The organism is Mucilaginibacter sp. JRF (genome assembly GCF_015223065.1).
Classification (GTDB): Bacteria; Bacteroidota; Bacteroidia; order Sphingobacteriales; family Sphingobacteriaceae; genus Mucilaginibacter.
The window spans coordinates 18,841-45,817 of record NZ_JADFBY010000003.1; the positions used below are offsets into that span (position 1 = coordinate 18,841).

Genomic DNA, 26,977 nt, shown 5'->3' on the forward strand with positions numbered 1-26,977 from the left:
GAACGACAAAACCATCACAACAAATTGAATATCAAATAGATAAACAAAAGGCATAGCGTATGTAGTTTTAAAATAGCCTCTTAACCGATCATCAACATGATAAAAAGCTATTTTAAAACCGCATGGCGCAACCTCTGGAAAAGTAAGTTCTTTTCAGTAATAAATATTATTGGCTTATCAATTGGCATGGCAGCGTGTATCGTTATCATGCTTTTTGTTTTTTATGAAAAGAGCTTTGATAATTTCCATACCAAAAACATTTACCGAATAAGCGAGGTTCAAAAATTCCCGGGTATGAACGCGTCGCAAAAGGTGGCGCTTTCTATGGCTCCCATGGGGCAAAATCTGAAAAACGATTATCCGGAGATAAAGAATTACACCCGTGTAAGGCGTACGGATAAGTATCAGCTTACCAATCAAAACAAGCGCTTGTTTTTGCAGGAAACCCTTTTTGTGGATTCCACGTTTTTGGAGATGTTTAATTTTCCGTTGGTAAGGGGTGATAAACGTACCGCGCTGCAAAAGCCCAATAGCGTACTGCTCACCCAGCAAGCCGCTCAAAAACTATTTGGCGATGCCGACCCGATCGGCAAAACCATTACCCATTACGGTGCCGATACCATAAGCTACGCCGTTACCGGTATACTGGCCGATGTGCCTCAAAACTCGCACCTGCAATTTGAGGGGCTGTTTACCCTAAGCACCATGTACCAAAAGTGGCAGGGCCGATTTAACAGCTGGGGAGGCAACTGGCTTACTACTTATTTTGAGCTTGCCCCAAATACCGATATAGCCCGCCTTGAAAGTAAGATGCCCGCCTTTTTAAAAAAATATATGGGCGATGGCGATAACTGGAAATTTTACGAACTGTTTTACACGCCACTAAAAGACGTACACGCTGCCACTACCGATGTGGGCTTAGATCATATCAATTACCAAAAATTTGATGGCAGCTCAACCAACCTGTTCAGCTTAATTGCGGTTGTGGTTTTGGTTATAGCCTGCGTAAACTTCATGAACCTTACTACCGCCCGCTCGGCCGAGCGATCAAAAGAGGTGGGCATACGTAAATCCATTGGCGCGCAGCGCAACCAGCTTGCCGCGCAGTTTTTAGGCGAAACGGTAATGCTGGCCTTATTAGCGTTGGTGTTGGCCATTATAATGGTAAAGCTGAGCCTGCCATTTGTAAATCAGCTCAGCCAGCGCAGTTTGGAGCTATCAGTATTCACTAACCCGATGTTGCTGTTAGGCATTACAGGCCTGGCCGTGGTGGTTGGTTTACTTTCGGGCTTGTACCCGGCGCTGTTTTTGTCATCATTTCAACCGGTTAAGGTATTGAAGGGCGCACTATCATCAACCGGACAAGGCAAGGCTGGCTTACGCAATGTGCTGGTGGTTGGTCAGTTTTGTAGCGCGGTATTTTTAATGATAGCTACCGTTTTTGTTGTTAAGCAACTACGCTACATGCAGCACCGCGATCCGGGCTTTAACCGCGAGCAAATAGTGACCATTCCGTTGGATAACATTACCGGCCGCAAGTACGATCTGCTAAAACAGGAGCTATCAGGCAATACCCTGATCTCGGGCGTTACCGGAGCGCAGGATGTACTGGGCAGCCACCTCGATCAATCGGGCGTGGGTTATAAACCGGCTAATGGCCCGCTGCGTAACCTGGCCAGCACAAGGTTAATAGTTGATAACAACTTCCTCACCCTGTATAATATTAAGATGGTGGCCGGTAAAAACTTTACAACAGAAGGTTATGGCCGCGAATATATTATTAACGAGGCTTTGGCTAAGGAGTTGTTAAAAGATACGCCAAAGGCCAAGCTAAGCTCACTGTTGGGTCAGTCGTTCGGGTTTGATTCGGTGGGTGTGATAACAGGCATAGCTAAGGATTTCAACTTTAACTCGATGCACCACAAGATAGAAACCATGTTTATGTTCAACGTAAAGGATTGGGGCTACAGCCAGATGTCGGTTAAGATAAACCCCGGCAAAACCGCCGAAGCCTTGGCGCTGATGAAAACAAAATGGGCAAGCACCTTCCCCGATTATCCATTTGAATACCAGTTTGTGGATGATCACTTTAAAGAAGTTTACCAAGCCGATAACCAGGTAAGCCAGGTGATCAGCATACTTACGGGGCTGGCCATATTTATATCCTGCCTTGGTTTGCTGGGCCTTGCCTCCTACTCTGCCGAAAAACGTATTAAGGAAATAGGCGTACGTAAGGTTCTTGGCGCATCGGTACAAAATATTGTGCTGCTGTTATCGGGCCATTTCCTGAAGCTGGTATTGTTAGCCAACCTGATAGCCTGGCCATTAGCCTGGTATACCATGCACAACTGGCTCAATAACTTTGCCTTCCGTATAAATATTGAGTGGTATGTGTTTGTAATGGTGGCGGCGTTATCGGTAATTATAGCGCTGTTTACCATCAGCTTTCAATCGGTTAGGGCGGCGGTTGCCAACCCTATAAAAAGCCTGCGTACCGAGTAAGCCGGGCAGCTTTGTAACATATTGCTGTTTAAGAGATGGTAATGCTTAATTAATGTTGCCAATGAAAATATAATCGATATTTTTGCTGCAAAACAAACGGAGATAAAATATTATGTCACATAATCACCATTCACATAAACAAGAGGAAGAAGCTAAAAAACACGATTACATCTTTTTTATAGTAGCATTGATAAGCGGTATGTTTGTTGGCGCTATTGTTGACAGAGGCCTGATCTACATACCTGTTGGTGGTGTATTCGGTTTATTAACTGCCGCGGTATTTATTAAATTCCTGGTTAGAGGCCGTGAAAACGTCTGATAATAACGGACTACCATCATTTATACGTAACTGGAACCAGTTTTACATCCTTGTGGGTGTTTGGCTGGTTCTTCTTATTTCTGTATTTTGGCTCACCACCAAAATATTTGAATGAGCTTAACCGACTGGATAGTACTTGCCGTTACCCTGATTGCCATAATTGGCTATGGCCTGTGGAAAAGCGGCAGTAACAAAAACGTCGATCAATTTTTAGTAGGCAGCCGCTCGCTGCCCTGGTACGCTGTAGGGCTTTCGGTAATGGCTACACAGGCCAGCGCTATCACCTTTCTTTCCGCTCCCGGCCAGGCTTATAGCGATGGAATGCGCTTTGTACAGTTCTATTTCGGGCTGCCCCTGGCCATGATTGTGCTGTGCATCACCTTTGTACCCATATTTCACCGGCTTAAGGTTTATACCGCGTACGAGTACCTGGAGCAACGCTTTGATCTGAAAACACGGGTGCTTACCTCGTTCCTGTTTTTGATACAGCGCGGACTTTCAACGGGTATTACCATCTATGCGCCATCCATCATCCTGTCAACCATTTTACATATTGATATTACCTACACCACCCTTTTTATAGGCGGATTGGTAATTTTTTACACCGTTTACGGTGGCACCAAAGCGGTATCGTACACCCAAATGCTGCAAATGAGCATCATATTTTTAGGGATGTTTTTTGCCGGGGTTATGGTGGTAAGGTTATTGCCCGACAACGTTGGCTTTGTTGACGCGCTTAAGCTAAGCGGTAAGCTCGGCCGCATGAATGTGATAGACTGGAAGTTTGACCCCGACAACAGCTACAATGTTTGGAGCGGATTAATTGGCGGTTTCTTTTTACAGTTATCCTATTTCGGTACCGATCAAAGTCAGGTAGGCAGATATTTGACCGGCAGCTCGGTAGCGCAAAGCCGCATGGGGCTAATCATGAACGGACTGATCAAAATACCGATGCAGTTTTTGATATTGCTTATCGGGGTGCTGGTGTTCGCTTTTTATCAGTTTAATAAACCACCGGTATTTTTTAACAGTTACGAGGTTGACCAGGTAAAGAACAGCAGCTACGCACCACAATACAAAGCTATTGAGCAAAACCATGCCAGGGTATTTGAGCAGCGTAAGGTAGCGGCGCAAAACCTGTTATCGGCATTTGAGAGTGATGACGCGGATAAAATATCCTCAGCAAAAACCGAATTGAAAAAGGCTGATGCCGATGCCCTGCAACTTCGCCAACAGGCGGTAGACCTGATGAAGAAGAACAACGCCAAAGCTGATACCAACGATACCAACTACGTTTTTTTAAGCTTTGTTACCCAATACCTGCCGCATGGGCTGATAGGCTTGCTGATAGCCATTGTGTTTTTAGCATCGATGGGGTCGACAGCCAGCGCGCTTAACTCCCTGGCATCAACCAGTGTGGTTGATATTTACAAACGCGTAATAAACCCCAAGGTAAGCGACAAAGGCTACTTCAACGCTTCGCGATGGGCAACCGTGATTTGGGGTGTGGCCAGCATTGGCATGGCGCTGTACGCCGGCAAACTGGGTAACCTGCTTGAAGCGGTCAATCAGCTGGGATCATATTTATACGGTACCATATTAGGTGTATTTGTGGTGGCATTTTACCTTAAACGCATTAGCGGCACATCGGTATTTTGGGCAGCCATTATTACCGAAGCCATCATTTGCCTGATGGGATATTATGAGGTAGTGGCATACTTATGGTTGAACGCTATTGGGTGTATAGCTGTGGTGATTATAGCGACTGTATTCAATATGTTCAGCAAAGATCGTTCAGCGGGAGCTCCGGGTTATGAATAAGCCTGTACACCAGGTTATCCAGCAGGCGTATATACAGGTCGATACCCTCACGTATCTCATCCACAAAAACGTATTCATCAGCCATGTGTGAGCGTGCCGAATCGCCGGGACCCATTTTCATGGAGGGCACAGTCAACCAACCCTGATCAGAACTGGTGGGTGATACATAGGTTTTACGCCCCAGATCAATACCCGAAAGTACCAACGGGTGTATGTGGCTGATTGATGATGGTTGCATTACGCCCGGCCTCACGGTTATCTCGCAGTCGGTGTAGCTTTTTATGGCATCCAACACTTCATCAGCTGTGTAGCAACTGTTCAGCCTTACATCAACCGTAAAACGGCATTCGTGCGGAATAATGTTATGCTGTATGCCCGCGTTTATTTGCGTAACACTCATTTTCACCGGCCACATAAACGCCGGTTGCTTAGGGATCTGATAGGTACTGAACCATTGCACCGCTTTTAGCGCCTTGTACACCGCGTTATCGCCCTCGTTGCGGGCAGCATGGCCAGGTTTGCCATAACACACGCAATCCAACACCATGTTACCCATTTCGGCGGTGGCCATGTGCATTTGTGTAGGCTCGCCAACTATAGCGAAAGCAATGTTGCCCAAATAAGGCAACACCGCATTCAGGCCGTTATATCCTGAGTTCTCCTCCTCGCCCGTAGCTGCCATACACAGGTTGAACGGCAAATGCTCATCCTCATAAAAATACGCGAATACCGCTAACAGCGATACCAAACATCCACCGGCATCATTGCTGCCTAAACCATATAATCGGCCGTCGGTAATTGTTGGTTCAAATGGGTCGAGCGTGTAGCCCGCGTTGGGTTTAACTGTATCGTGGTGCGAATTGAGCAGGATGGTAGGCTTTGCCGAATGGTAATGCTTGTTAAAGGCCCACAAATTATTATAATTGCGGTGCACGGGTATGTGGTGCGCATCTAAAAACCCGGTGATGAGGGCGGCGGTACCATCTTCCTCGCCACTGAATGATGGGGTGGCTATCAGGTGAATGAGTAGTTGCAGGGCATCGGCAGCCAAAGCGTTTATTCTTTCAGCATCATCCACCGTGGGATGAATCAATACTTGTTCCATAATATGGGTTATTTAATTTTTTGAAGGATTGAACAGCATGGCGGTACACAGGCAATTGCAGCGGCATTTACCCTCGAGTACGTTGTGGTTAACGCAGCTTTTGCAGCCTTGCCAAAAATGTTCGTCGGTAGTAATTTCGGAGTAGGTTACCGGTTCAAAGCCCAGGCGGGTATTGAGTTTCATGATAGCCAAACCGGAGGTGATGGAGAATATTTGCGCTTCGGGATATTTCTCGCGCGAGAGGCGGAATATTTCTTCCTTAATGGCGGCTGCCACACCCAGCTGCCGGTATTCGGGCGATACGATGAGGCCGCTGTTTGATACGAATTTGCCGCTCTCCCACTCCTCAATGTACGAGAAGCCCGCCCAATGGCCATCGCCGCTTACGGCTACTACGGCTTTGCCATCGTGTATCTTTTCAATTATGCTGCTTACGGGCCGTTTTGATATCCCCGAGCCACGCGCTATGGCGGAGCGTTCGGTTTCTTCGGAGATCTGTTGCGCATAAATATCATCATCGGGTGTTGCCAGCCTTACAATGAAGGAGTCGTTTTCCATGGTTATTTAGTTTATTAAGTCGTGATCATTATGTTATTTGATCACACATCTGCCATAAACTAAATGCCAATGTAGCCACAACCTGCCTTCGCCCATCCAATGAGCTATATCACAATCAATTATATTTCAACTTTATCGGGACAGCACTCTATCTATCCTTTCAAAATGGAAAGCCTTTTATCAAATCGGCATAAAAAAAGCGCCTGTACCAATGGCACAGGCGCTTAAAATATTGTATAAAGTATTTATTACCAGAACATGCTGTACAACGCAACCAATATACCGCCGATAAGCAGCGCACCCGCGGTAAAGGCCCTTGAGGTACGGAACATTGACGATTCGATCTCCAGTCCGTTGGTTTTTACACCTTTGGACTCATCAATTTTTGAGATGATGTACATACCCGTAACACATATCAGGAATACGAAACCCATACGATCAAGGAACGGTATTTCGTAAACGCCGGTACCGTTATCCTTTGCGAAACCGTAAGGCGCCATAAACGACAGGTCGGCCCAATAAGGCAGGAATTTGAATATTACCGAGAACACAAAGCCACCGATGGTTGAGAACAAGGCCGCGTTTGATGTAGTTTTTTTCCAGAAGAAACCCAGGATGAACATGGCGAAGATACCCGGAGATACAAAGCCTGTGTACTCCTGTATGTATTGAAAACCTTGCTTACCCTCACCCATCAGCGCATCGCCAATTAACAGTGAAAGTATTACACCCAATACCATTGATACCACTACCGACCATTTACCTAATGATACCAATTGCTTATCGGTAGCATCGGGCTTAATGGCTTTTTTGTAGATATCGAGCGTAAATATGGTTGCTATACTATTGGCCTTACCCGCTAACGAGGCCACAATAGCTGCCGTTAATGCCGCGAACGACAAACCTTTTAAGCCCGAAGGCAGCAGGTTTAATAATGATGGATAAGCTTTATTAACATCAACCACGCCTTTAGCGCTCAGCATCTCCTGCTGAAACATACCTTTTTGGTACAGGTAGTAAGCCGCAATACCCGGTAATACCACAATAACCGGCATTAACAGCTTTAAAAACGCAGCGAACAATATACCGCCACGAGCCGTATTCAGGTTAGCACCCAGGGCACGCTGGGTAATGTATTGGTTACAACCCCAATAGTTAAGGTTGGTGATCCACATACCGCCTATCAGTACTGAAAGGCCCGGCAAATCCATATAGTTTGAATTCTCTTTGTTAAATATCATGTGGAAGTGATCATTCACCTCGGTATGTAACACCTTCAATCCACCTAAAATACCGGTACTGCCTGATATGCTGTTGATTTGGCCGATAGCGAGGTAAGTAGCTACCAAACCTCCTAATATCAATACAAACACCTGTATAACATCGGTATAACCAATTACCTTCATACCACCCAGGGTAATGATTATAGAGAACGCTGCCAGCAAACCGATACACAATTCCAGGTTTAAGCCTGATATACCGCTTACCGCCAATGCACCCAGGTACAGGATCGACATCAGGTTAACCACAATATACAGCAACAACCAAAACACCGCCATAATCATGGCTACGGTGCTGTTATACCGCTGGTGCAAAAACTGCGGCATGGTAAATATTTTATTGCGCAGGTATACCGGGATAAAAAATATAGCCACAATTACCAGCGTGGCGGCGGCCATCCACTCGTAAGTTGAAATAGCCAAACCCATTTTAAAGCCCGAACCACTCATACCGATGAACTGCTCGGCCGAAATATTTGAGGCGATCAATGAAGCGCCAATTGCCCACCATGTTAGTGATCCTTCGGCCAAAAAATAGTCTTTTGAAGTAGCGTCAGCGTTGTGTTTGCGTTTGTACACCCAAAATCCGTATAGCGACACGACGATCAGGTACACAAAAAACACGGTGTAGTCACCGGTAGAAAGTGTTTTCATTATTTGTTTTTAGGTTTAATATGTCTGTTTGACAATTATAGTTTTTAATTGTTGGTTTAGCAATAGCCTTAACATTTTGTTGAGCAAAATTTTCAACTTTCTAAATATAAGCGTGCAACGTTAACAAAACCGTCAATAACAGATTAATTACAAAAAAAGCCTCCGTGTGTAGCGGAGGCTTTGCATAATGTAAGTGTTTAAGTACTTACAGGATGAATTTTGTGCTGAGAAAATTCGAGTCGTTATCGTGTACTATTTCGTTGATAATTTGTTTATTCACATCATTCAGTTTGGTAGCTACCAGCGAGCGGATGGAGAATGACCGCAACGCGTCATGAACTGATAATGTGCCCTCGGCGCTATCCTTACGACCGGTGAACGGAAAAACATCCGGCCCGCGCTGGCATTGGGCATTGATGTTCACGCGGCTAACCAAGTTAACAAAGGGATCGATAAGTGATGATATCTCCTTGGCATCGTTACTAAAAATACTTACCTGCATGCCATGCGGCGAGTCTATCTGGTAGGCTATCGGCTCCTCGATGGATTCATAAGGTACAACCGGTATCACGGGGCCAAACTGCTCCTCGCGGTACAGCTTCATCTTATCATTAACCGGGTACACCACCGCCGGGAACACGAATGATTCGGCTGTTACGCCGCCATTTTCGTTCACCACATGGGCGCCATTGGCTGCCGCGTCATCAATGCACTCCTTCAAATAATCGGGCTTATGTGGTTCGGGCAGCGGGGTTATCTTTACATCTTTTTCCCACGGAAGGCCAATTTTTAGTTTGGATATACTTTCGCTCAGCAGGGTTAAAAACTCATCGGCTACTTCCTTATGCACAAATATCATTTTAATGGCTGTACAGCGTTGTCCGTTGAAAGACAGGGCGCCTAATATACATTCGCTCACAGCCAGTTTAAGGTCGGCATTTTTGGTTACTATGGCCGCGTTCTTGGCATCCAAACTTAACACTGCGCGAAGGCGGTTAACCTTGGGGTGGCTCTTTTTTAAACCATTGGCAACCTTGCTCGAGCCAATAAAGGCCAGCACGTTGATCTTGCCGGTTTGCATCAAGCCCGGGGTAACATCGGCACCACGACCGTAAATGGTGTTCACTACCCCTTTCGGGAAGGCCTCCTGAAAAGCCCTTAATAATGGGTAATGCAAAAGCGTGCCATGCTTAGGTGGTTTAAACAGCAGGGTGTTGCCCATAATAATGGCGGGGATGAGTGTGGTAAAGGTTTCGTTAAGCGGATAGTTGAACGGCCCCATGCACAGCACCACCCCTATCGGCGATCGGCGTATCTGGGCTATGATACCCTCTGCCATTTCAAAGCGCGACGATTGGCGGTCAATATCCTTCAAACCATCAATAGTGGCGTTGATGTACTCCACCGTACGGTCGAACTCCTTCGCCGAGTCGGCGTATGATTTACCGATCTCCCACATCAGCAGCTTAACCACAAGGCTACGCTGCTCTATCATCTTGTACACAAACTTTTCCATGCACTTAATGCGCTGGTCGAGGCTCATGGTGGGCCATTCACCGCGGCCGTTATCATAGGCGGCAATAGCGGCATCAAGGGCTTCAGTAGCTTCCTTTTCGGTACAAACCGGGTAGGTGCCAATTAATTTGCGTTTAAGTCCGTTGGGGGTAGGGAGGCAAACGGGCGAGTAAACTTCGGTAACATCGCCATCCCAGGGCTTCATTTCGCCGTTGCTGAGGTATTCACGCTGATGAACTTCATCTATCCTGTACTCGTCAGGTATCTGGCTTTCATCAACAAAAAGTGAACGGATCTGGTCTTGAAAACTCATGGTGTATTGTTTAGTTGTTTTATAGGCTTTAGATTGACCAACCGCACAACATCGCTTTCACTTAACGCAAGTTAAACATTAATAAGCTTACATTTACGCAACCTTTTCAACTTGATATTATAATGATAAAAGCCATAATTTTCGACCTCGGCGGTGTGTTGATAGACTGGAACCCACGCCTTTTATACCGCAAAATATTTAGCAACGAGCAGCAGATAACCGACTTTTTAACGAACATTTGCACACCCGACTGGAACGAGGAGCAGGATGCCGGGCGCAGCCTTGCCGATGGTACCGAGTTGCTGGTTAAACAACACCCCGACCATGAGGCCAACATACGCGCCTTTTACAGTCGCTGGACAGAAATGCTTGGCGGCGAAATAGCCGGAACTGTTAAGATATTTGATCGCCTTAAAAATGATGATCGCTTTAAGCTATACGCCCTCACCAACTGGAGCGCCGAAACCTTTGTGATAGCCGAGCAGGAATATCCGTTTTTAAAGGAGTTTGACGGCGTGGTAGTATCAGGCATTGAAAAAAACCGCAAGCCTCACCCCGAATTTTATAACATACTGCTTAACCGCTACAACCTAAAACCCGAAGAAACCATTTTTATTGATGATAACCTGCGTAACGTTAAAGCAGCTATTGAGCTGGGAATTGATGGTATAGCCTTTACTTCGGCAGCTGAGCTGGAGAATGAGTTACAAAAAAGGGGCATACTTTAAAGCATGTCCCTTTATATAAATTTGAGTACGGTATATTTTAATTGATAAAATAACGGAATGTTACATTAAATGAAGATGCTGATACTTTATAGTCAGCCTCAGTATTTATATAAGCAGGCATTGTATAGCCAATTGCTCCCTCAAACCGGTTATTAAACTGAATACCCAGTTGCACCGGCAACGCGATGGTCAGGGTGCCCATATCATATGTTTCATAATAAAAGCCGCTGCCATCACCCAGCTTTTCGCCACCAACTATTTTGTTTGATGAATATTTGTTATAAACAAGGCTTAACCCTGCACCCGCATGAACCTTTAGGCCAGGTTTGCTGTAAAAATTGAACAACAGGTTTGGCGTTATAAAAAACGCGTTACGCTTTATCTGGTAGTACTGGGTAGTTTTATCATCAATGGAATTGATCACATCGGCACTGTTACTTGTGCTTGAGAACTCGGCACCAAGCTCAGCCCTGAAAACTAAACGCTGTATAGATGTATTGCCGAACACATCAAAACCCGCAGCTAATTTTAATCCTGGTTTGCTATCAGCATTCCCACTGGCAAAACGTGTTTGCCCGCTAAAACTTGTAAAGGGCATAAGCAGGCCAGCGCCAACGTAAAATCTGCTACCAATTGTACTCACACTTTTTGCCTTGCTGCCATTCAGTTTATATATCATCTTTTCCAGATCAGGCTGGCGGTATTTCAGCCATTGAAAATCGCGTATGGTAAAGGTACCCCATTCAGGATGTTGGCGGGCAATATTGAATAGCTGTTGAACAAAGAATTTCTCCTCGCGCAGCATACTCTCATCAACTAATCCCCCACCCGTGGGCTGATAGTAATAATTGTACATGATCAGCTCAACAGGCTGCTCGTTTTTATAGCTGTAAAAATATCGCGGTTTAAGAGCATCGTTCACAGCGAACAGCGATAGCTGATCGGGCGCGTCAACTACCTTGCGTAAAAAGATGGTATCAATATGGGTGGTGGTATCACGCAGTTTATCAACATCCGGAAACTTGTTGTGGTTGTTGCTGATGCTGCCCGTGTAGCTTACATAGTTGTAGTTGGGCTCAGCAAAGAAAGCCTTAATGGTTTTAGGCGAATATTGTTCAGCACCGTTCCCGCTATTAAAATGGATGGTTTTTGGCGTAATGGCCCACTCTTGCAAGTCAACCTTACCGCGAATAGTATCGCCATTATTTTTTACGATATAGCCATCCTTATAATTTGATTGCGCAATGGCAGTAAAGGGCAAAGCTATGCCCAGCAAGAAAGCGTACAGTTTCATATAATTGTGTAAGGTTTAGATCAAATAGTATAATATATGTTAGTTAAAATATAGCCTCGGCAATGCGCTTTGTTGGGCCAGGGTTACCCATGGTATAAAAGTGCAGCACCGGCGCTCCGAATTTAACTAATTCCTTGCATTGGTTTATCATCCATTCTATACCAACATCTTTTACATCCTTCTCGTTTTTACAGCCTTGTATGGCATCTACCAAATTCTCTGGCATATCAATAAAAAATGTTTTTGACAGGCTAACCAGTTGCTTTGACGCGGTGATAGGCTTTAACCCCGGAATAATTGGCACGTTGATGCCATGCTCGCGACATTTGTTCACAAAGTCAAAATACTTTTGGTTGTCGAAAAACATCTGCGTTACGATAAACTCAGCGCCCATATCAACCTTTTGCTTGAGGTATTGGAAATCAGATTTCAGGTTTGGCGCCTCAAAGTGTTTTTCAGGATAACCTGCCACACCTACGCAAAAATCGGTACGCGTCATGTCGCCATAATCTTCGTGCAGGTATTTGCCATTGTTCATGTCAACCACCTGTTGCAACAAATCGGTAGCATAGCAGTGTCCGTTAGGTGTTGGGATAAACGTAGCATCACCACGGCGGGCATCGCCACGCAGCACCAGCACGTTATCAATACCCAAAAATTGCAGATCAACCAGCGCATTCTCGGTTTCATCCTTAGTAAAACCACCACAAAGCATATGCGGCACAGTATCCACCTTATACTTGTTCATGATAGCCGCGCAGATGGCTATAGTACCCGGGCGCTTACGATAGCTCAGCTTTTCGAGCAGGCCGTTATCATGCTGCTTATAAATATAATCCTCGCGCAGCGAGGTAACATCAATAAACGGCGGATTAAACTCCATCAACGGATCGATAGCGTTATAAATACCCTGTATGCTTTGCCCCTTTAAAGGTGGTATCAATTCAAATGAAAAAAGTGTTTTGCCGTTGGCGTTTTGGATATGTTCGGTGATCTTCATTAGCCCCTAACCCCTAAAGGGGGATTTTTTGGATATAGATTAGCGTTAGTTGTCAAATATAATATAATACTCCCCCTTTAGGGGGCCGGGGGGCTCCTAATAGTTAAGGTTCGGCCCCAGCCATTTTTCGGCGTCTTCAATGGTCATGCCTTTGCGGTGGGCGTAGTCAGTAACCTGATCCTTGCCTATTTTACCCAAACCAAAGTACCTTGCCTGCGGATGCGCGAAGTAGAACCCGCTTACTGACGCGGCAGGCATCATGGCCAGGCTTTCGGTAAGGTACATATGGGCATTGTCCTCGGCTTTTAACAGCTCGAACAAAGTAGTTTTCTCGGTATGATCCGGACAGGCCGGATAACCCGGTGCCGGGCGGATACCCTGGTATTGCTCCTTGATCAGGTCGACATTATCCAGGTGTTCATCTTTAGCATAGCCCCAGTAATCCTTACGCACCAGCTCGTGCATTTTTTCGGCAAAGGCCTCGGCCAAACGGTCAGCAAGGGCTTTGGCCATAATGCTGTTGTAATCGTCGTGGTCTTTTTCAAACTCGGCTACCAATTCATCGCAACCCAAACCGGCGGTTACGGCGAAGCCGCCCCAGTAATCGGGCACGCCGCTTTCTTTTGGCGCGATGAAGTCGGACAATGCGTAGTATGGCTCGTCCTTAGCTTTTTCAGCTTGCTGGCGTAGGGTATGTATTTTGGTGATGACGTGCCGGCGGGTTTCATCAGTGTATAGTTCAATATCATCGCCCACGCTGTTGGCCGGCCAAAAACCGATAACACCGTTGGCATGCAGCAGCTTCTCGTCAACAATACGTTTAAGCAGCACCTGCGCGTCGTCAAACAGTTTTTGCGCTTCCTGGCCCACAAACTTGTCGTTAAATATTTTCGGATAACTGCCGCGCAGCTCCCAGGTATGGAAAAACGGTGTCCAGTCGATATAAGGCAGCAATTGCTCCAGCGGGAAAGATTCAATAACCTTTACCCCGGTAAACGTTGGCTTGTTAGGTATCGACCCATTCAGGTTAATGTTGCACTTCATGCGGCGGGCATCATCAATGCTTACAAAGCGCTTATCGTTACGCTTATTTAAATGCGCTTCGCGGGCTTTAGCGTATTCCTCTTTAATGCCGTCAACATAATTATCGCGCACGGTGGGGTTCATCAGGTTACTGCAAACAGTTACACTGCGCGATGCATCCAGTACGTGTATGGCAGGGCCCGAATAATTTGGCGCTACCTTTACCGCGGCATGTATACGTGAGGTGGTTGCCCCGCCAAGCAATAGCGGCATGGTGAAACCTTCACGCTCCATCTCTTTTGCGAAATGAACCATTTCATCCAACGATGGGGTGATAAGGCCACTCAGGCCGATAATATCTACCTCTTGTTTTTTAGCTTCTTCAATTATTTTTTGGGCGGGCACCATCACACCAAGGTCAATAACCTCGAAGTTGTTACAGGCTAATACCACACCTACAATGTTCTTACCAATATCGTGCACGTCGCCTTTTACAGTGGCCATAAGCACCTTGCCTGCGCTGCTGCGTTGGCTACCTGTAGCGTTCCTGGCCTTTTCAGCTTCTATAAATGGCAGCAGGTAAGCCACCGCTTTTTTCATTACACGGGCTGATTTTACCACCTGGGGCAAAAACATCTTCCCCGAGCCGAACAGATCGCCTACTATGTTCATGCCATCCATCAGCGGCCCTTCAATTACCTCAAGCGGACGGGCATATTGCTGGCGTGCTTCCTCAACATCGGCATCCAGGTATTCAACAATACCTTTTACCAGCGCATGCGATAGGCGTTTCTCAACCGGATCTTTTCGCCATTCCTCATCACGAACTATCTCTTTGCCTTTGCTTTTTATGGTATCGGCAAATTCAACCAAACGCTCGGTAGCATCCTGGCGACGGTTAAGCAATACATCCTCAACCAGTACCAGCAGGTCTTTAGGTATTTCCTCATACACCTCAAGCATACCGGCGTTAACAATGCCCATATCCAGCCCGGCCTTAATGGCATGGTAAAGAAATGCCGAGTGCATAGCCTCGCGCACCACGTTATTACCACGGAACGAGAACGATATATTACTTACACCACCACTCACCTTAGCGTGTGGCAGGTTTTGCTTTATCCAGCGGGTGGCTTCAATAAAATCGACAGCATAGTTGTTATGCTCCTCCAAACCGGTAGCCACGGTAAGTATATTCGGGTCAAAGATGATATCCTGCGGAGGGAAACCAACCTCGTTAACCAATATATTGTATGAGCGCCCGCATATCTCTTTACGGCGTTCCAATGAGTCGGCCTGGCCGGTTTCATCAAACGCCATTACCACTACGGCGGCGCCATAGCTTTGTACCTTGCGCGCGTATTCTTTAAATTTTTCTTCGCCCTCTTTTAGCGAGATGGAGTTTACAATGCCTTTGCCCTGCAAACACTTCAATCCCGATTCTATCACTGTCCACTTAGAGGAGTCGATCATGATGGGCAGTTTGGCAATATCAGGTTCAGAAGCAACCAGGTTCAGAAATTTAACCATCACCGCTTCCGAATCGATCATGCCCTCGTCCATATTAATGTCGATCACCTGGGCACCACCTTCAACCTGCTGACGAGCAACCGTCAGGGCAGCCTCATAATCCTCGGCCAAAATAAGCTTCGAGAATTTTGGCGAACCGGTGATGTTGGTACGCTCACCCACGTTCACAAAGTTGGTTTCGGGAGTAAGTGTTACCGCCTCTAAACCACTCAGGCGTAAATACGGATCAATTTGCGGCAGCTGGCGCGGAGCGAATTTTTCGGCACGCTCGGCAATGCAGCTGATGTGATCAGGCGTAGTGCCACAACAACCACCTACTATATTTACCAATCCGGCCTTTATAAAATCATCAACCTGATGGGCGGTTTCGTGCGGGGTTTCATCATAAGCGCCAAACTCGTTGGGCAGGCCCGCGTTAGGATATGCCGATATAAATACGTCAGCCTTGTTTGAAAGTTCTTCCAGATAAGGGCGCATCTCACGGGCACCCAAAGCACAATTCAACCCTACCGACAATAAATTAGCATGACGGATAGAATTCCAGAACGCCTCGACCGTTTGCCCCGAAAGAGTACGGCCCGAAGCATCAGTAATAGTACCCGATATCATGATAGGCAGATGCTTGCCGCTTTCCTCCGCATAGCGCTGGATGGCAAACAACGCAGCCTTGGCGTTCAGGGTATCAAATATGGTTTCGACCAGTAGCAAGTCCGAGCCACCATCAACCAAGCCGCGTACCTGCTCATAGTAAGCTTCGGCCAAATCGTCAAAGCTAACGGCACGGTAACCCGGGTCGTTCACATCCGGCGATATGGAAGCCGTACGGTTTGTAGGGCCAACGGCACCGGCTACAAAGCGGGGCTTTTCGGGTGTTTTCTGGTTGTACTCGTCGGCTACCTCGCGGGCAATGCGGGCACCTTCGTAGCTCAGCTCATAGCCCAGCTCCTCCATGTGGTAATCAGCCAGCGATATACGCTGGGTGCTGAAGGTGTTGGTTTCAATAATATCGGCACCTGCATCCAGGTACTCGGCATGTATAGCCTTAATAATATCAGGGCGCGTAAGGTTAAGCAGGTCGTTATTACCCTTTAAGTCCGATGGGTGCGCGGCAAAACGCTCGCCACGAAAATCGGCCTCGGTAAGCTGGTACCGCTGTATCATGGTACCCATCGCCCCGTCAATAACCAGTATGCGTTTTTTCAGTTCTTCTCTAATGTCCATTGCTCAGTTTACAGTTTGCGGTGGGCAGTTACCACCGGCAATAGCATACAAGTAAAGTTTTGATATGCATAACTGCATACTGCCAACTACTAACTGCATACTATACTAAAGCTTATCTCGAAAAGTCGGGTATTCTATCTGACTTTCGCTTATCTGTCTTAACTGCTTAGTTTGCAGCTAAGTAGAATGTAGCACCTTGTAAGCACAGGTTGCTAAGACATCGCAGGGTCTAATCCCTCCGTCTTTCTCCATAAGCGTTGTAAAATTGCACAATAAGTTTATAATGTGCAACTGTTTTTACCTGATAGCCGTCAGCGCTTTGTTAAAAGTGCTATCGTTGTTATTTACGGCACGGTAATAAGCGCTATCGCCCCATTTAAAACGGGCGGCATAGGCCTTTAATAATGTTTTTATGGCTGGGGCATTGGCCAGTACATCGGTTTTGCTAACAGGTTTTATTAAGTTTGATGCGTACTGCATAAAGCTATCCAGCTCGGCATCGGTAATGGTATAGGTATTAACAAACTTATCGGCCACGGTATGCATGCGCAGCATGGGCTGCATTTTATCTAACACGTACGATGTAAAGGCCTGCGCATCTGTCAATGATATTATTAGCGGAGTGCTCTGCGTAGTATCAGCCGGAACAAAAATATCGGGCATAATGCCGCCGCCGCTAAATACCTTTTTGCCGCTGCTGGTGCGGTATGGCGAGCGCTTGTTCATGGCGCTATCGTTCACACTCATATCGGCAGAGAAAAGCTCACCCTTGCGCATCCTATCAGCCAGTTCATTACGATAGCTGGTAATGCCACGGCTGTACGATTTTTGTATCGATCTACCCGATGGAGTATAATACCGGGCAACGGTTAAGTTTACTGCCGAACCATCATCAAAAGGGAATTGCTGTTGTACCAGACCCTTACCGAATGATCGGCGACCAACTATAACCGCACGATCCAGATCCTGCAAAGCACCTGATAATATCTCGCTGGCCGAGGCCGAATATTCATCTATCAGCACGGCCATGCTACCTTCCTCAAAACTACCTGAGTCGGTAGCAAAGTAGTCGGTACGGGGTTCGTGCACGCCTTTGGTGTAAACAATCAGGTCGCCTTTGGGTAAAAACTCGTCGGCCATTTCAGTAGCCGCGGTAAGGTAACCGCCTCCATTGCCACGCAGATCGAGCACCAGTTTTTTAACGCCCTCGGCCTTTAGCTTGGCTATCGCCTTTTTAAAGTCGGCATTAGTGGTTGCAGCGAATTTACTGATCTTGATATAGCCCACCTCATTACCGGCTACATAAGCGGCATCAAGACTGCTTAATGGCACACGGCCGGGCTTTAGGGTAAATGTTTTAGGAGTTATAATATTATCAGGCAATAAGGCGCTTATGGTGATGGCATTAACCTGCTTACCTTTTTGCAACAATGTTTTAGTTACAACACTATCGGTAATACCAATACCTGCGAATTGTTTACCGTTAACGGTGATCACCTTAGTGCCGCCGGTTATGCCCGCCTTAGCAGCCGGGCCACCTGGATATACCTGCGTAATAACCAAGGTATCGCGCAGCAAACTGTATTCAATACCTAAACCTGTGAAACCACCCTCTAAACGTTCGTTAACGGCGGTGGCCTGCCTTGGCGGCAGGTATAGCGAATGCGGATCAAGCTTTTGCAGCAATTCGTTCACCGTGGCACCCTCAATGCTATCCACATTTACCGAGTCGACATAGTTATACTGAACCAGCTCCAACACTTTCGACATTTTGTCGCTACGGTTTAACGACAGGCCGAACGGCTGGCCATCCATATCACCGCCACCCAGGTACATACCCAAAACCACCCCTATCAAAATAAGAAAGGCAGATCTGAATATTATGGAAGCGGTCCGTTTCATTAGTATTATATTAACACAAAGATAATTAAATTAAGTTGTGCGTATAATTTGCGCATTACACTATTTGATGAATTTTACCGAATTTTGTTAATCTAAAATATACTATAAATGGAAGCTACTACCGAGCAAAGCTCATACTATAACGATCTGGAAAAGATGAGTGTGGGCCAGCTGCTGCAAAATATCAACCAGGAAGATAAAACCGTACCCTTAGCCGTTGAAAAAGCTCTGCCCCAAATTGAGGCACTTGTTACAGGCGTTGCGGAGCGTATGCGCAATGGTGGCCGCCTGTTTTATATTGGCGCGGGCACAAGCGGCCGTTTGGGTGTTGTTGACGCATCAGAATGCCCGCCTACTTACGGCGTACCCTTTGATATGGTGATAGGCATTATTGCCGGTGGCGATGGCGCGATACGCAAGGCCGTAGAATTTGCCGAGGATGACGACCAACAAGCCTGGCAGGATATGCTGGCCTATAATATTACCGATAAGGACGCGGTGGTTGGCATAGCGGCATCGGGCAAAACCCCTTACGTTATTGGCGGCTTGAACACGGCAAATGCCAATGGCTGCCTTACCGGCTGCATAGTTTGCAACAGCGGCAGCCCGGTTGCTGCCGAGGCGCAGTACCCGGTTGAGGTGGTAACAGGCCCCGAGTTTGTAACCGGATCAACCCGCATGAAGGCCGGCACTGCCCAAAAGTTGGTTTTGAACATGCTTACCACCAGTGTTATGATACAATTAGGACACGTTAAGGGTAATAAGATGGTGGATATGCAGTTATCAAACAATAAACTGATTGACCGTGGCACCCGCATGGTAATGGCCGAAACGGGGCTGGATGAAGCTACCGCTGCCGATCTGCTAAAGGAGCATGGCAGCGTGCGTAAGGCGGTTGAGGCTGCCGGGTTAAAACAATAATGTTAAAAAGGCCACCTGTGGCCATATTACAACAGGCAAATGCACGAAATAGAACCATATTACAAATGGCGCGATGATTATGTAGCCTCGGAGGATGAACAATCGCCTTTTTACGCTACCGAATACAGCGAATTTGAGTTTGATAAACAGATATATAACTACCTGTTGCACCCCCAATGGGATACCTTTGGCTCGAACACACTGTACCTTAAGGTAATTTTTGTTGATTACGATAAAGGCTACGCCATCATTGAGTTTATTGGCGAATGGAACGATGCCATAAACAATGATGTTATGATGCTTAAGCGCGAGCTGATCGAGCTGATGATGGATGAGGGCATCAATAAATTTATACTGATAGGCGAAAATGTGCTGAACTTCCACTCGTCTGACGATTGTTATTACGAGGAGTGGTTTCAGGAGGTGGAAGATGGCTGGATAGCGGGCATCAACTTCAGGGAGCATGTGATAGAGGAGTTCAGACGCAACAACATCGACTATTACATTAACTTTGGTGGCGAGCTGGACGAAATGGTTTGGCGCGGCCTTAAGCCCGTACAGGTATTTAAAAAGGTAGAAGAACAGCTTATTAAGAGGTTAAACTAAATAGGTTTGATCTTGTCTAAATTCATAAACAACCTAAAAATTTAAAATATAATGCAGGATAACACCCAACCTTACGTTTACAACAACGTAATTGAAATTGAAAATGCTGATGCATCGCGCAGATTCATCGCTAACGTATTTATGTGGATGTTCGTTGCCCTTGGCCTTTCAGCAGGCTTGGCATGGATATTTGGCCACGATATAACTTTATTCAAGTTATTAGTAGATTTTGAAACCGGGCAACGTACCGGCTTTGGCACCGTAGTAATGTTTTCACCGCTGGCCTTCGTGTTAGTGATGTCGTTCGGTATAAATAGAATTGCTTACCCGCTGCTTATTGTACTGTTCTTTGCTTTTGCATTGGCCATGGGCTTAAGCTTAAGTTTCATATTTGCTGTTTACGCACAATCAACTATTGCAAGTGTATTTATCACTACGTCGGTAGTGTTTGGTGTAATGGCCATTGCGGGTTATACTACCAAACAAGATTTGACCAAATTTGGCGCTATACTTACCATGCTGCTTGTGGGCATAATAGTAGCCTCATTGGTTAACTATTTTATGCACAGCGAGGGCCTGAGCCAAATTATCACCTACGTTGGTGTGGCTGTATTTGTTGGCCTTACCGCTTATGATGTTCAAAAACTTAAACGCATAGGTTCGGGCATGGAATATGGCGAGGCTTCAACCAAAAAGATGGCCGTTATGGGCGCTTTAACCTTATACCTTGACTTTATTAACCTGTTTCTGTTATTGCTTCGCCTGTTTGGCGGCAAACGCGGCAACTAATATTAAATAATTTTATATAAAAAGGAAAAGGCGGCAAGATAACTTGCCGCCTTTTCCTTTTTATTGAATCTGATATTGCTATCAGGCTACCTTTTTCTTGCGTACTTCGGTGAATATGGCACCGCCAAGTATCAGTACTAATAATACCGAACCTGCAAGTGATATGTTCTCGCCCACGTAGTATGATGTTGGGTGGAATATGAATTCTATTTTGTGGTTACCTACCGGTATCTGCGCGGCACGCAGCAGGTAGTCGGCACGGAAGTATGGAGTTTCTTCGCCATCTATCAGCATCTTCCAGCCTTTATCGTAATATATCTCAGAGAATACCGCTATCTGCGATGTGGTTGAACCACTCTCGTAAACCAAATGCTCCGGGCTATAGCTTACCAGTTTAATTTCGGCTTTCGGGTCGATGTTAAGATTCTTCTCGTTAATTAGCGATTTGTATTGCTTGTCAACAATGGCTTCCTCTTTAGGGTTAAAGCTGGTGATGGCCTGCATTTCCTGATCGGCATTATCAGCATATTTAACACTCTTTACAAACCAGGCGTTGCCGCAAGCGCCATCATTATGCTGCATACCTGTTTGGCCTGTTTTAGGGTCGGCAGTGATAATGTATTTGGTGTTCAGCATATCCAGCACATCAGAGTTGATGCCTTTTGAAAGCTGGTTTTCCATCAACTCATCAAAACGACGCAGACGTGCCGAGTGGAAACCACCCACGGTTTTGTGGAAGTATGATGTGTACGAATCGCGGAACGGATCGCCCAAACTCAGATCCATCACACGGTAATAAGTAGTGTCGCGCGAAATGATGTTATCAACCTCACGGGCCTTATAAATATTCTGATAGTCTGATTTATCAACAAAGTTGCTGTCTTTCAGGTAGCGTTTGTCAACTGTCCACATATCGGCTAACACCAGGGCAACAAATACAAAGGCCAGTAAACCTGCTTTAAATTTGCCGTTAATGTAAGCCCAAAGTATACCGAAAGTGATCAACACAAATATCAATGAACGGATAGCATCGGCTTTAGCCAGCGATATTCTATCCTGCACCAGGGCGGACGCTACAGTGTTGGCCACGCCGGTGTCGCCGTTAAAGGCTTGGGTCAGGTTGTTTACAATACTTTCCTGATTAGCGCCCTTAAAGCTGTAGAATATATCGGGAGCTATAGCCATGATCAGCAATAAACCACCGGTTATGTATAACGATATTTTAAGTTTATTGAACAATGGTTTTTTGTCCTGAGCGGTAACCACCTCGTTAATGGCCAAAAATGCCAGTGTCGGGAAGCAAAGGCTCGCGATGGCCAGTATTGATTCTACCGCGCGGAATTTGTTGTACAGCGGGAAGTAATCAAAGAAGATATCAGAGAATACAATAAAGTTTTTACCGTACGATAGCAGGATGCTTAGTAAGGTAGCACCCACTATCCACCATTTAAGGCGGTTTTTAACTACGATTAATCCAAACACGAACAAAAAGCACACTACAGCGCCGAAATACCATGGGCCAGCTGTTCCCGGCTTATCACCCCAGTAAGTAAATTGCTGTAAAAAGCCCTGCGCCTGGCCGGCGTCGACACCTTTTTCGGTAAGTACTTTAACCGCTTTTGAATCATCGCCAAGTGCAGTGTGGTCGCCGCCGCCGTAAGCGTTAGGTACCAGGAAGGTGATAATCTCACCCACACCCTCGCTCCAGTTATAGGCATAGCTTTTATCCAGACCCTGACTTGTTTCGCCCCCATCGGCTTTGGCGGTAAGGTTAGCCTTACCACGTATGGTATAGTGGCTGTATTCGTAGGTTGTCCACAACGTACCGGCATTGATCAATATAGCCAGCACAAACGATGCTGCCAAAGTGCCTATCGACTTAAGGAAAGCCGCCGTTTGTTTTGACTTGATAGCATGATAAGCCTCAATTGCAACCAAAATAACAAGCGATAGCATAAGGTAGTACGTCATTTGCACGTGGTTCGAGCGTACTTCCATCGCCATAAAAAACGCGGTGATAACGCCACCCCAGAGGTATTGGCCACGCAGCGTTAGCAATATACCTGCCAGCAACGGTGCAAAAAATGCTATGGCATAGGCCTGGTTGGCGTGCCCGGCCATTATATAAATAAAGTTGTATGATGAAAACGCGAAAGCGACGGCACCCGCGGCGGCCATAATCGGCTTAAAGCGCAATACGCTGAATAGCAGGTAACCACCTAACAGGTACAGCAACACGGTATCAACCGGGTTAGGGAACACGGTTTTAAGCACATCAATTACGTGCGTTGTAATGTTTGACGCGTATGGTGCCCATATTTGGTATGATGGCATACCGCCAAACATTTGGTTGGTCCATAACGGGGCATGGCCTGTTTTTTCCTTAACAGTCATTATCTCGCGCTGCATAGCCTGCGCCTGCGAAACATCGCCCTGGTAAAGCATTTTGCCTTGCACCAGCGGACTAAAGAAATAGGCAAATGAGATAACTAAAAAAGCTGCTATTACAGCTAAATGCACGCCATTGCGCTTAAACCAGTTGTTCATCAATATAGTTTAAAATGAATATTAATGCTCAAAAATAGAAATTTGACCCGGATTGTAAATTAAAGTTAAAACGAATGTTTAACAAGGGGTTGCCCTGCTGCGGAATAAGAAAAACATGGCCACCATACCCAGCAAGCTCAAAACATAAGCTATGATACGTATACGGTCAAGCTCCTCGCGGTTGCGGCGGATGATGTAGAAATTGTACAGGGCAAGGCAGCCAAGCACAACCCAAAAAAATGAATTTATTTTGGTGCACATAGCTAACATTTGTGTAGCTATAGCGAACACCACATAGTTAACGATGATAAGCATAACCGTTTCGGGAGTGTTGTTATGCTGGGGGCGACGCCTAAAAACCTGCTCGGGTACCATAGGCTATTTAACTTCCTCGTAGCTTACGTACTCGCCTTCGCTGTCGGGTACTGATGAACGCTTTTCGTGCGGAACATAGTCAACACGTATACTTCCCTCGGGCTTACGCGGAGGTTGCTGCTGACGGTATTGGTTATTAGCCTGTTGTTGTGCTTTGTTAACAATTTTTTGAAAAAACATAGGCAGCAGCAAACGTGCTATTATACGCACGATGTATAAAACCGCTATCGCTATGAATAAAAAACGTAATAATCCCATGCGAATTAATATTGTGCCTGCAAATATAAGTTAATAACGCTAAAAATGTTTGCTTATGATGCACAGTTGGTTTTTGACATTATTCTGAAAGATGTTATGCTCTATTCTTCTTATACCACATTCTGTGCTTTTTTCCATCCAAGCCTATGCCTTTAGGTTTTATAAGGCGACCGTCCACTGCAACAATATACAAACGGCCTCTTTTGAAATATAATGCTGGCAATTTAGATGTAATTTGATTTGAACCCAAAGCAGTCATCCCCAAATGTTCTTTTAAGATCACATCACGTTTGGTATCATTAGATTCTATCAGATAATACTCGCTGGCGGATGTTTTTACGGTATCATAAATTATAGTTTGATTTAAGTACACAGTATCACTTACTGTTTTCCATGTACCAATAGCCCAGCTTTTTGAACCATGCACCTGTGATGAATACCCAAACGTATTATCTCCACGCAGAGTGATGCTTTGACCTGACTCATCTGAATAATTTCCAACATATTTATCATGTGTCTGCGCGAAGCTGCTGACATAAATGAGCATTACAGATGCCAGAACACTGACCAATGACCAACGCCTAATGACCACCGACTACTTACCCCCAAACCTTTCTTCCATCATTTTTTCCAGCGCGAACATTTCGTCGCGCAGCTTGGCGGCCAGCAGGAAATCCATGTTCTTGGCGGCGGCAAGCATATCCTTGCGGGTATTGTCGATAGATTTTTTCAGATCAGGCTTGCTCATGTATTGCACTATCGGGTCGGCAGCCAGGCTAACGCTGTCCTGCTCTACGTATGCCTTTTGTACGCCACCCTTAAAGTCGACCACCGAGGTTTGCTCAATAATGGCTTCTTTTGATTTACCTACCGTGCGCGGTGTAATACCATGCTCGGTGTTATAGGCTATCTGCTTTTCGCGGCGGCGGTTAGTTTCGTCCATCGTGATCTGCATTGAATCGGTAATGGTATCGGCATACATAATTACCCGCCCCCGATCATTACGCGCGGCACGGCCAATAGTTTGTATCAGCGAACGCTCCGACCGCAGGAAACCCTCCTTATCGGCATCCAATATGGCTACCAGCGATACTTCGGGCAAGTCCAAACCCTCTCGCAATAAGTTAATACCTATCAGCACATCAAACTCACCCAGGCGTAAACCGCGCAGTATCTCCACACGTTCCAGGGTTTTTACTTCGGAGTGTATGTAGCGGCATTTAATTCCCAGCTTATCCATGTACTTGGCCAGCTCCTCGGCCATACGTTTGGTTAAAGTGGTAACCAATATACGGTCGCCCTTTTTTATCGTTTGATCCACTTCTTCCAGCAGATCATCTACCTGATTAATTATCGGGCGTATATCAATAACCGGATCAAGCAGACCGGTTGGACGTATCACCTGCTCAACCACCACACCTTCTGATTTTTCGAGCTCATAGTCGCCCGGTGTAGCGCTAACGTAAACCGTTTGCGGTGCCAGCCTTTCAAACTCCTGAAAATTAAGCGGACGGTTATCCATAGCGGCAGGCAGGCGGAAACCATAATCAACCAATGATATCTTACGCGAACGGTCGCCACCATACATGGCGCGTATTTGCGGTACGGTAACATGGCTCTCATCAATCACCATCAGGTAATCATCCGGAAAATAATCCAGTAAACAGAATGGCCTTGCACCGGGTTGACGGCCATCAAAAAACCGCGAATAGTTCTCGATGCCCGAGCAATAGCCCAGTTCGCGTATCATTTCCAGATCGTAATTCACTCGTTCTTCCAGTCGCTTGGCTTCTAAAAAGCGACTATCATCTATAAACTGTTTCTTACGGGTTTCCAGTTCTTCCTGTATAGCCCATACCGATTGCTGGAAACGCTCGCGCGGGGCAACGTACAGGTTAGCCGGATACAGCACCATGTGCGTCATCTTCTCGATGGTTTTACCCGTCGTGATATCAAACGTGCTTAACTCCTCAATATCATCACCGAAAAAGGATACGCGATAGGCATGATCCATATAGGCCGGGAAAATATCAACCACATCGCCTTTAACCCTGAAGGTACCACGCTTAAAATCGGCCGTGGTGCGGGCGTACAATATCTCTACCAAACGATGCAAAAAAGCGTTACGACTAATGCGTGTACCTACCGCAAACTTGAATACCGAATTAGCGAAATCCTCGGGGTTACCCATACCATAAATACACGATATGGACGACACCACGATAACATCCCTCCTGCCCGACATTAAGGCTGATGTGGTGCGCAGGCGCAGCTTCTCGATCTCGTCGTTTATTTGCAGATCCTTTTCTATATAGGTATTTGTGGTAGGGATGAAAGCCTCGGGCTGATAGTAATCGTAATAGGACACAAAGTAGTTCACCGCGTTTTCGGGGAAGAACTGCTTGAACTCACCGTACAATTGAGCGGCAAGGGTTTTATTGTGACTTAGTATCAGTGTGGGGCGTTGTGTTTGGGCGATAAGGTTGGCCACCGTAAAGGTTTTACCCGAGCCGGTAACCCCCAGCAGGGTTTGATACTGATCGCCATTATTAACGCCCTCAACCAGTTGCTTTATAGCGCCGGGCTGATCGCCTGTGGGTTGATATTCAGAGGTAAGTTTAAAATCCATCTATAACAAAAATACGAATAACTTATAACAGCAGAAAGGTGAGGATGTTGTGATGAAACATAACAATTGAAAAGCTGACATAAACACCAC

At 46.0% G+C, this 26,977-nt stretch carries 20 protein-coding genes and 1 riboswitch; of the genes, 7 read left to right on the top strand and 13 right to left on the bottom strand.

The window, feature by feature from the left end; translation table 11 throughout:
- Positions 1-96 precede the first annotated feature (96 nt).
- From IM792_RS08685 to IM792_RS08695, 3 genes are all read left to right on the top strand, one after another.
- Complete coding sequence (locus tag IM792_RS08685; RefSeq protein ID WP_194101466.1) at positions 97-2,502, top strand: ABC transporter permease; 2,406 nt, start codon at positions 97-99, stop codon at positions 2,500-2,502.
- Between the two features lie 112 nt (positions 2,503-2,614).
- Positions 2,615-2,821, top strand: coding sequence for a hypothetical protein (locus IM792_RS08690; RefSeq protein ID WP_194101467.1), 207 nt, complete (start codon positions 2,615-2,617; stop codon positions 2,819-2,821).
- A 111-nt stretch (positions 2,822-2,932) separates the two neighbouring features.
- Positions 2,933-4,642 carry a sodium:solute symporter gene (locus IM792_RS08695; RefSeq protein ID WP_194101468.1) on the top strand — a complete coding sequence of 570 codons (1,710 nt, stop codon included), beginning with the start codon at positions 2,933-2,935 and terminating at the stop codon, positions 4,640-4,642.
- Here IM792_RS08695 and IM792_RS08700 read toward each other — a convergent pair.
- The 4 genes from IM792_RS08700 to IM792_RS08715 all read right to left on the bottom strand — a co-directional run bounded on the left by IM792_RS08700 (position 4,602) and on the right by IM792_RS08715 (position 10,067).
- A complete protein-coding gene (locus IM792_RS08700) occupies positions 4,602-5,747 on the bottom strand; it encodes a M20/M25/M40 family metallo-hydrolase (protein ID WP_194101469.1) in 1,146 nt (381 codons plus the stop codon). The genes IM792_RS08695 and IM792_RS08700 overlap by 41 nt on opposite strands.
- Positions 5,748-5,759: 12 nt before the next feature.
- Positions 5,760-6,305 (bottom strand): N-acetyltransferase, encoded by a 546-nt coding sequence (locus tag IM792_RS08705; RefSeq protein WP_194101470.1) that lies wholly within the window; start codon positions 6,303-6,305, stop codon positions 5,760-5,762.
- 248 nt (positions 6,306-6,553) lie between these two features.
- A complete protein-coding gene (locus IM792_RS08710) occupies positions 6,554-8,239 on the bottom strand; it encodes a sodium/sugar symporter (protein ID WP_194101471.1) in 1,686 nt (561 codons plus the stop codon).
- Between the two features lie 205 nt (positions 8,240-8,444).
- Positions 8,445-10,067 (bottom strand): NADP-dependent glyceraldehyde-3-phosphate dehydrogenase, encoded by a 1,623-nt coding sequence (locus IM792_RS08715; protein WP_194101472.1) that lies wholly within the window; start codon positions 10,065-10,067, stop codon positions 8,445-8,447.
- Positions 10,068-10,189: 122 nt separating this feature from the next.
- Here IM792_RS08715 and IM792_RS08720 point away from each other — a divergent pair, with 122 nt between their 5' ends.
- Entirely contained in the window at positions 10,190-10,795 is a 606-nt protein-coding gene (locus tag IM792_RS08720) for an HAD family phosphatase (RefSeq protein WP_194101473.1), read from the top strand.
- Between the two features lie 37 nt (positions 10,796-10,832).
- On the opposite strand, the gene IM792_RS08725 is transcribed toward IM792_RS08720, so the two are convergent.
- The 4 genes from IM792_RS08725 to IM792_RS08740 all read right to left on the bottom strand — a co-directional run bounded on the left by IM792_RS08725 (position 10,833) and on the right by IM792_RS08740 (position 18,762).
- Positions 10,833-12,089 carry an outer membrane beta-barrel protein gene (locus IM792_RS08725; protein WP_194101474.1) on the bottom strand — a complete coding sequence of 419 codons (1,257 nt, stop codon included), beginning with the start codon at positions 12,087-12,089 and terminating at the stop codon, positions 10,833-10,835.
- Positions 12,090-12,132: 43 nt separating this feature from the next.
- Entirely contained in the window at positions 12,133-13,089 is a 957-nt protein-coding gene (gene metF, locus IM792_RS08730; protein WP_194101475.1) for a methylenetetrahydrofolate reductase [NAD(P)H], read from the bottom strand.
- A 96-nt stretch (positions 13,090-13,185) separates the two neighbouring features.
- A complete protein-coding gene (gene metH / locus IM792_RS08735; RefSeq protein WP_194101476.1) occupies positions 13,186-16,860 on the bottom strand; it encodes a methionine synthase in 3,675 nt (1,224 codons plus the stop codon).
- Positions 16,861-17,006: 146 nt separating this feature from the next.
- Positions 17,007-17,117: riboswitch (SAM riboswitch) on the bottom strand.
- Between the two features lie 40 nt (positions 17,118-17,157).
- Positions 17,158-18,762: a S41 family peptidase gene (locus IM792_RS08740; protein WP_194101477.1), complete on the bottom strand. Its 1,605-nt coding sequence runs from the start codon at positions 18,760-18,762 to the stop codon at positions 17,158-17,160.
- 108 nt (positions 18,763-18,870) lie between these two features.
- Between IM792_RS08740 and murQ the strand changes: the two genes are divergently transcribed.
- From murQ to IM792_RS08755, 3 genes are read left to right on the top strand one after another with little or no spacing between them, the layout of a single operon-like run.
- Positions 18,871-19,683 (top strand): N-acetylmuramic acid 6-phosphate etherase, encoded by an 813-nt coding sequence (gene murQ / locus IM792_RS08745; protein ID WP_194101478.1) that lies wholly within the window; start codon positions 18,871-18,873, stop codon positions 19,681-19,683.
- 39 nt (positions 19,684-19,722) lie between these two features.
- The gene (locus IM792_RS08750) at positions 19,723-20,289 is read left to right on the top strand and encodes a hypothetical protein (RefSeq protein ID WP_194101479.1); all 567 of its coding nucleotides are present in this window, start codon (positions 19,723-19,725) and stop codon (positions 20,287-20,289) included.
- Between the two features lie 51 nt (positions 20,290-20,340).
- The gene (locus tag IM792_RS08755) at positions 20,341-21,078 is read left to right on the top strand and encodes a Bax inhibitor-1/YccA family protein (RefSeq protein WP_194101480.1); all 738 of its coding nucleotides are present in this window, start codon (positions 20,341-20,343) and stop codon (positions 21,076-21,078) included.
- 81 nt (positions 21,079-21,159) lie between these two features.
- On the opposite strand, the gene IM792_RS08760 is transcribed toward IM792_RS08755, so the two are convergent.
- The 5 genes from IM792_RS08760 to uvrB all read right to left on the bottom strand — a co-directional run bounded on the left by IM792_RS08760 (position 21,160) and on the right by uvrB (position 26,887).
- Entirely contained in the window at positions 21,160-23,625 is a 2,466-nt protein-coding gene (locus IM792_RS08760) for a YfhO family protein (protein WP_194101481.1), read from the bottom strand.
- Positions 23,626-23,703: 78 nt separating this feature from the next.
- Entirely contained in the window at positions 23,704-24,000 is a 297-nt protein-coding gene (locus IM792_RS08765) for a hypothetical protein (protein WP_194101482.1), read from the bottom strand.
- Between the two features lie 3 nt (positions 24,001-24,003).
- Positions 24,004-24,258 (bottom strand): DUF4834 family protein, encoded by a 255-nt coding sequence (locus IM792_RS08770; protein ID WP_194101483.1) that lies wholly within the window; start codon positions 24,256-24,258, stop codon positions 24,004-24,006.
- Positions 24,259-24,352: 94 nt separating this feature from the next.
- A complete protein-coding gene (locus IM792_RS08775; RefSeq protein ID WP_194101484.1) occupies positions 24,353-24,805 on the bottom strand; it encodes a hypothetical protein in 453 nt (150 codons plus the stop codon).
- Between the two features lie 48 nt (positions 24,806-24,853).
- On the bottom strand, positions 24,854-26,887 hold the full coding sequence (uvrB, locus tag IM792_RS08780; protein WP_194101485.1) for an excinuclease ABC subunit UvrB: 2,034 nt from the start codon (positions 26,885-26,887) through the stop codon (positions 24,854-24,856).
- Positions 26,888-26,977 lie beyond the last annotated feature (90 nt).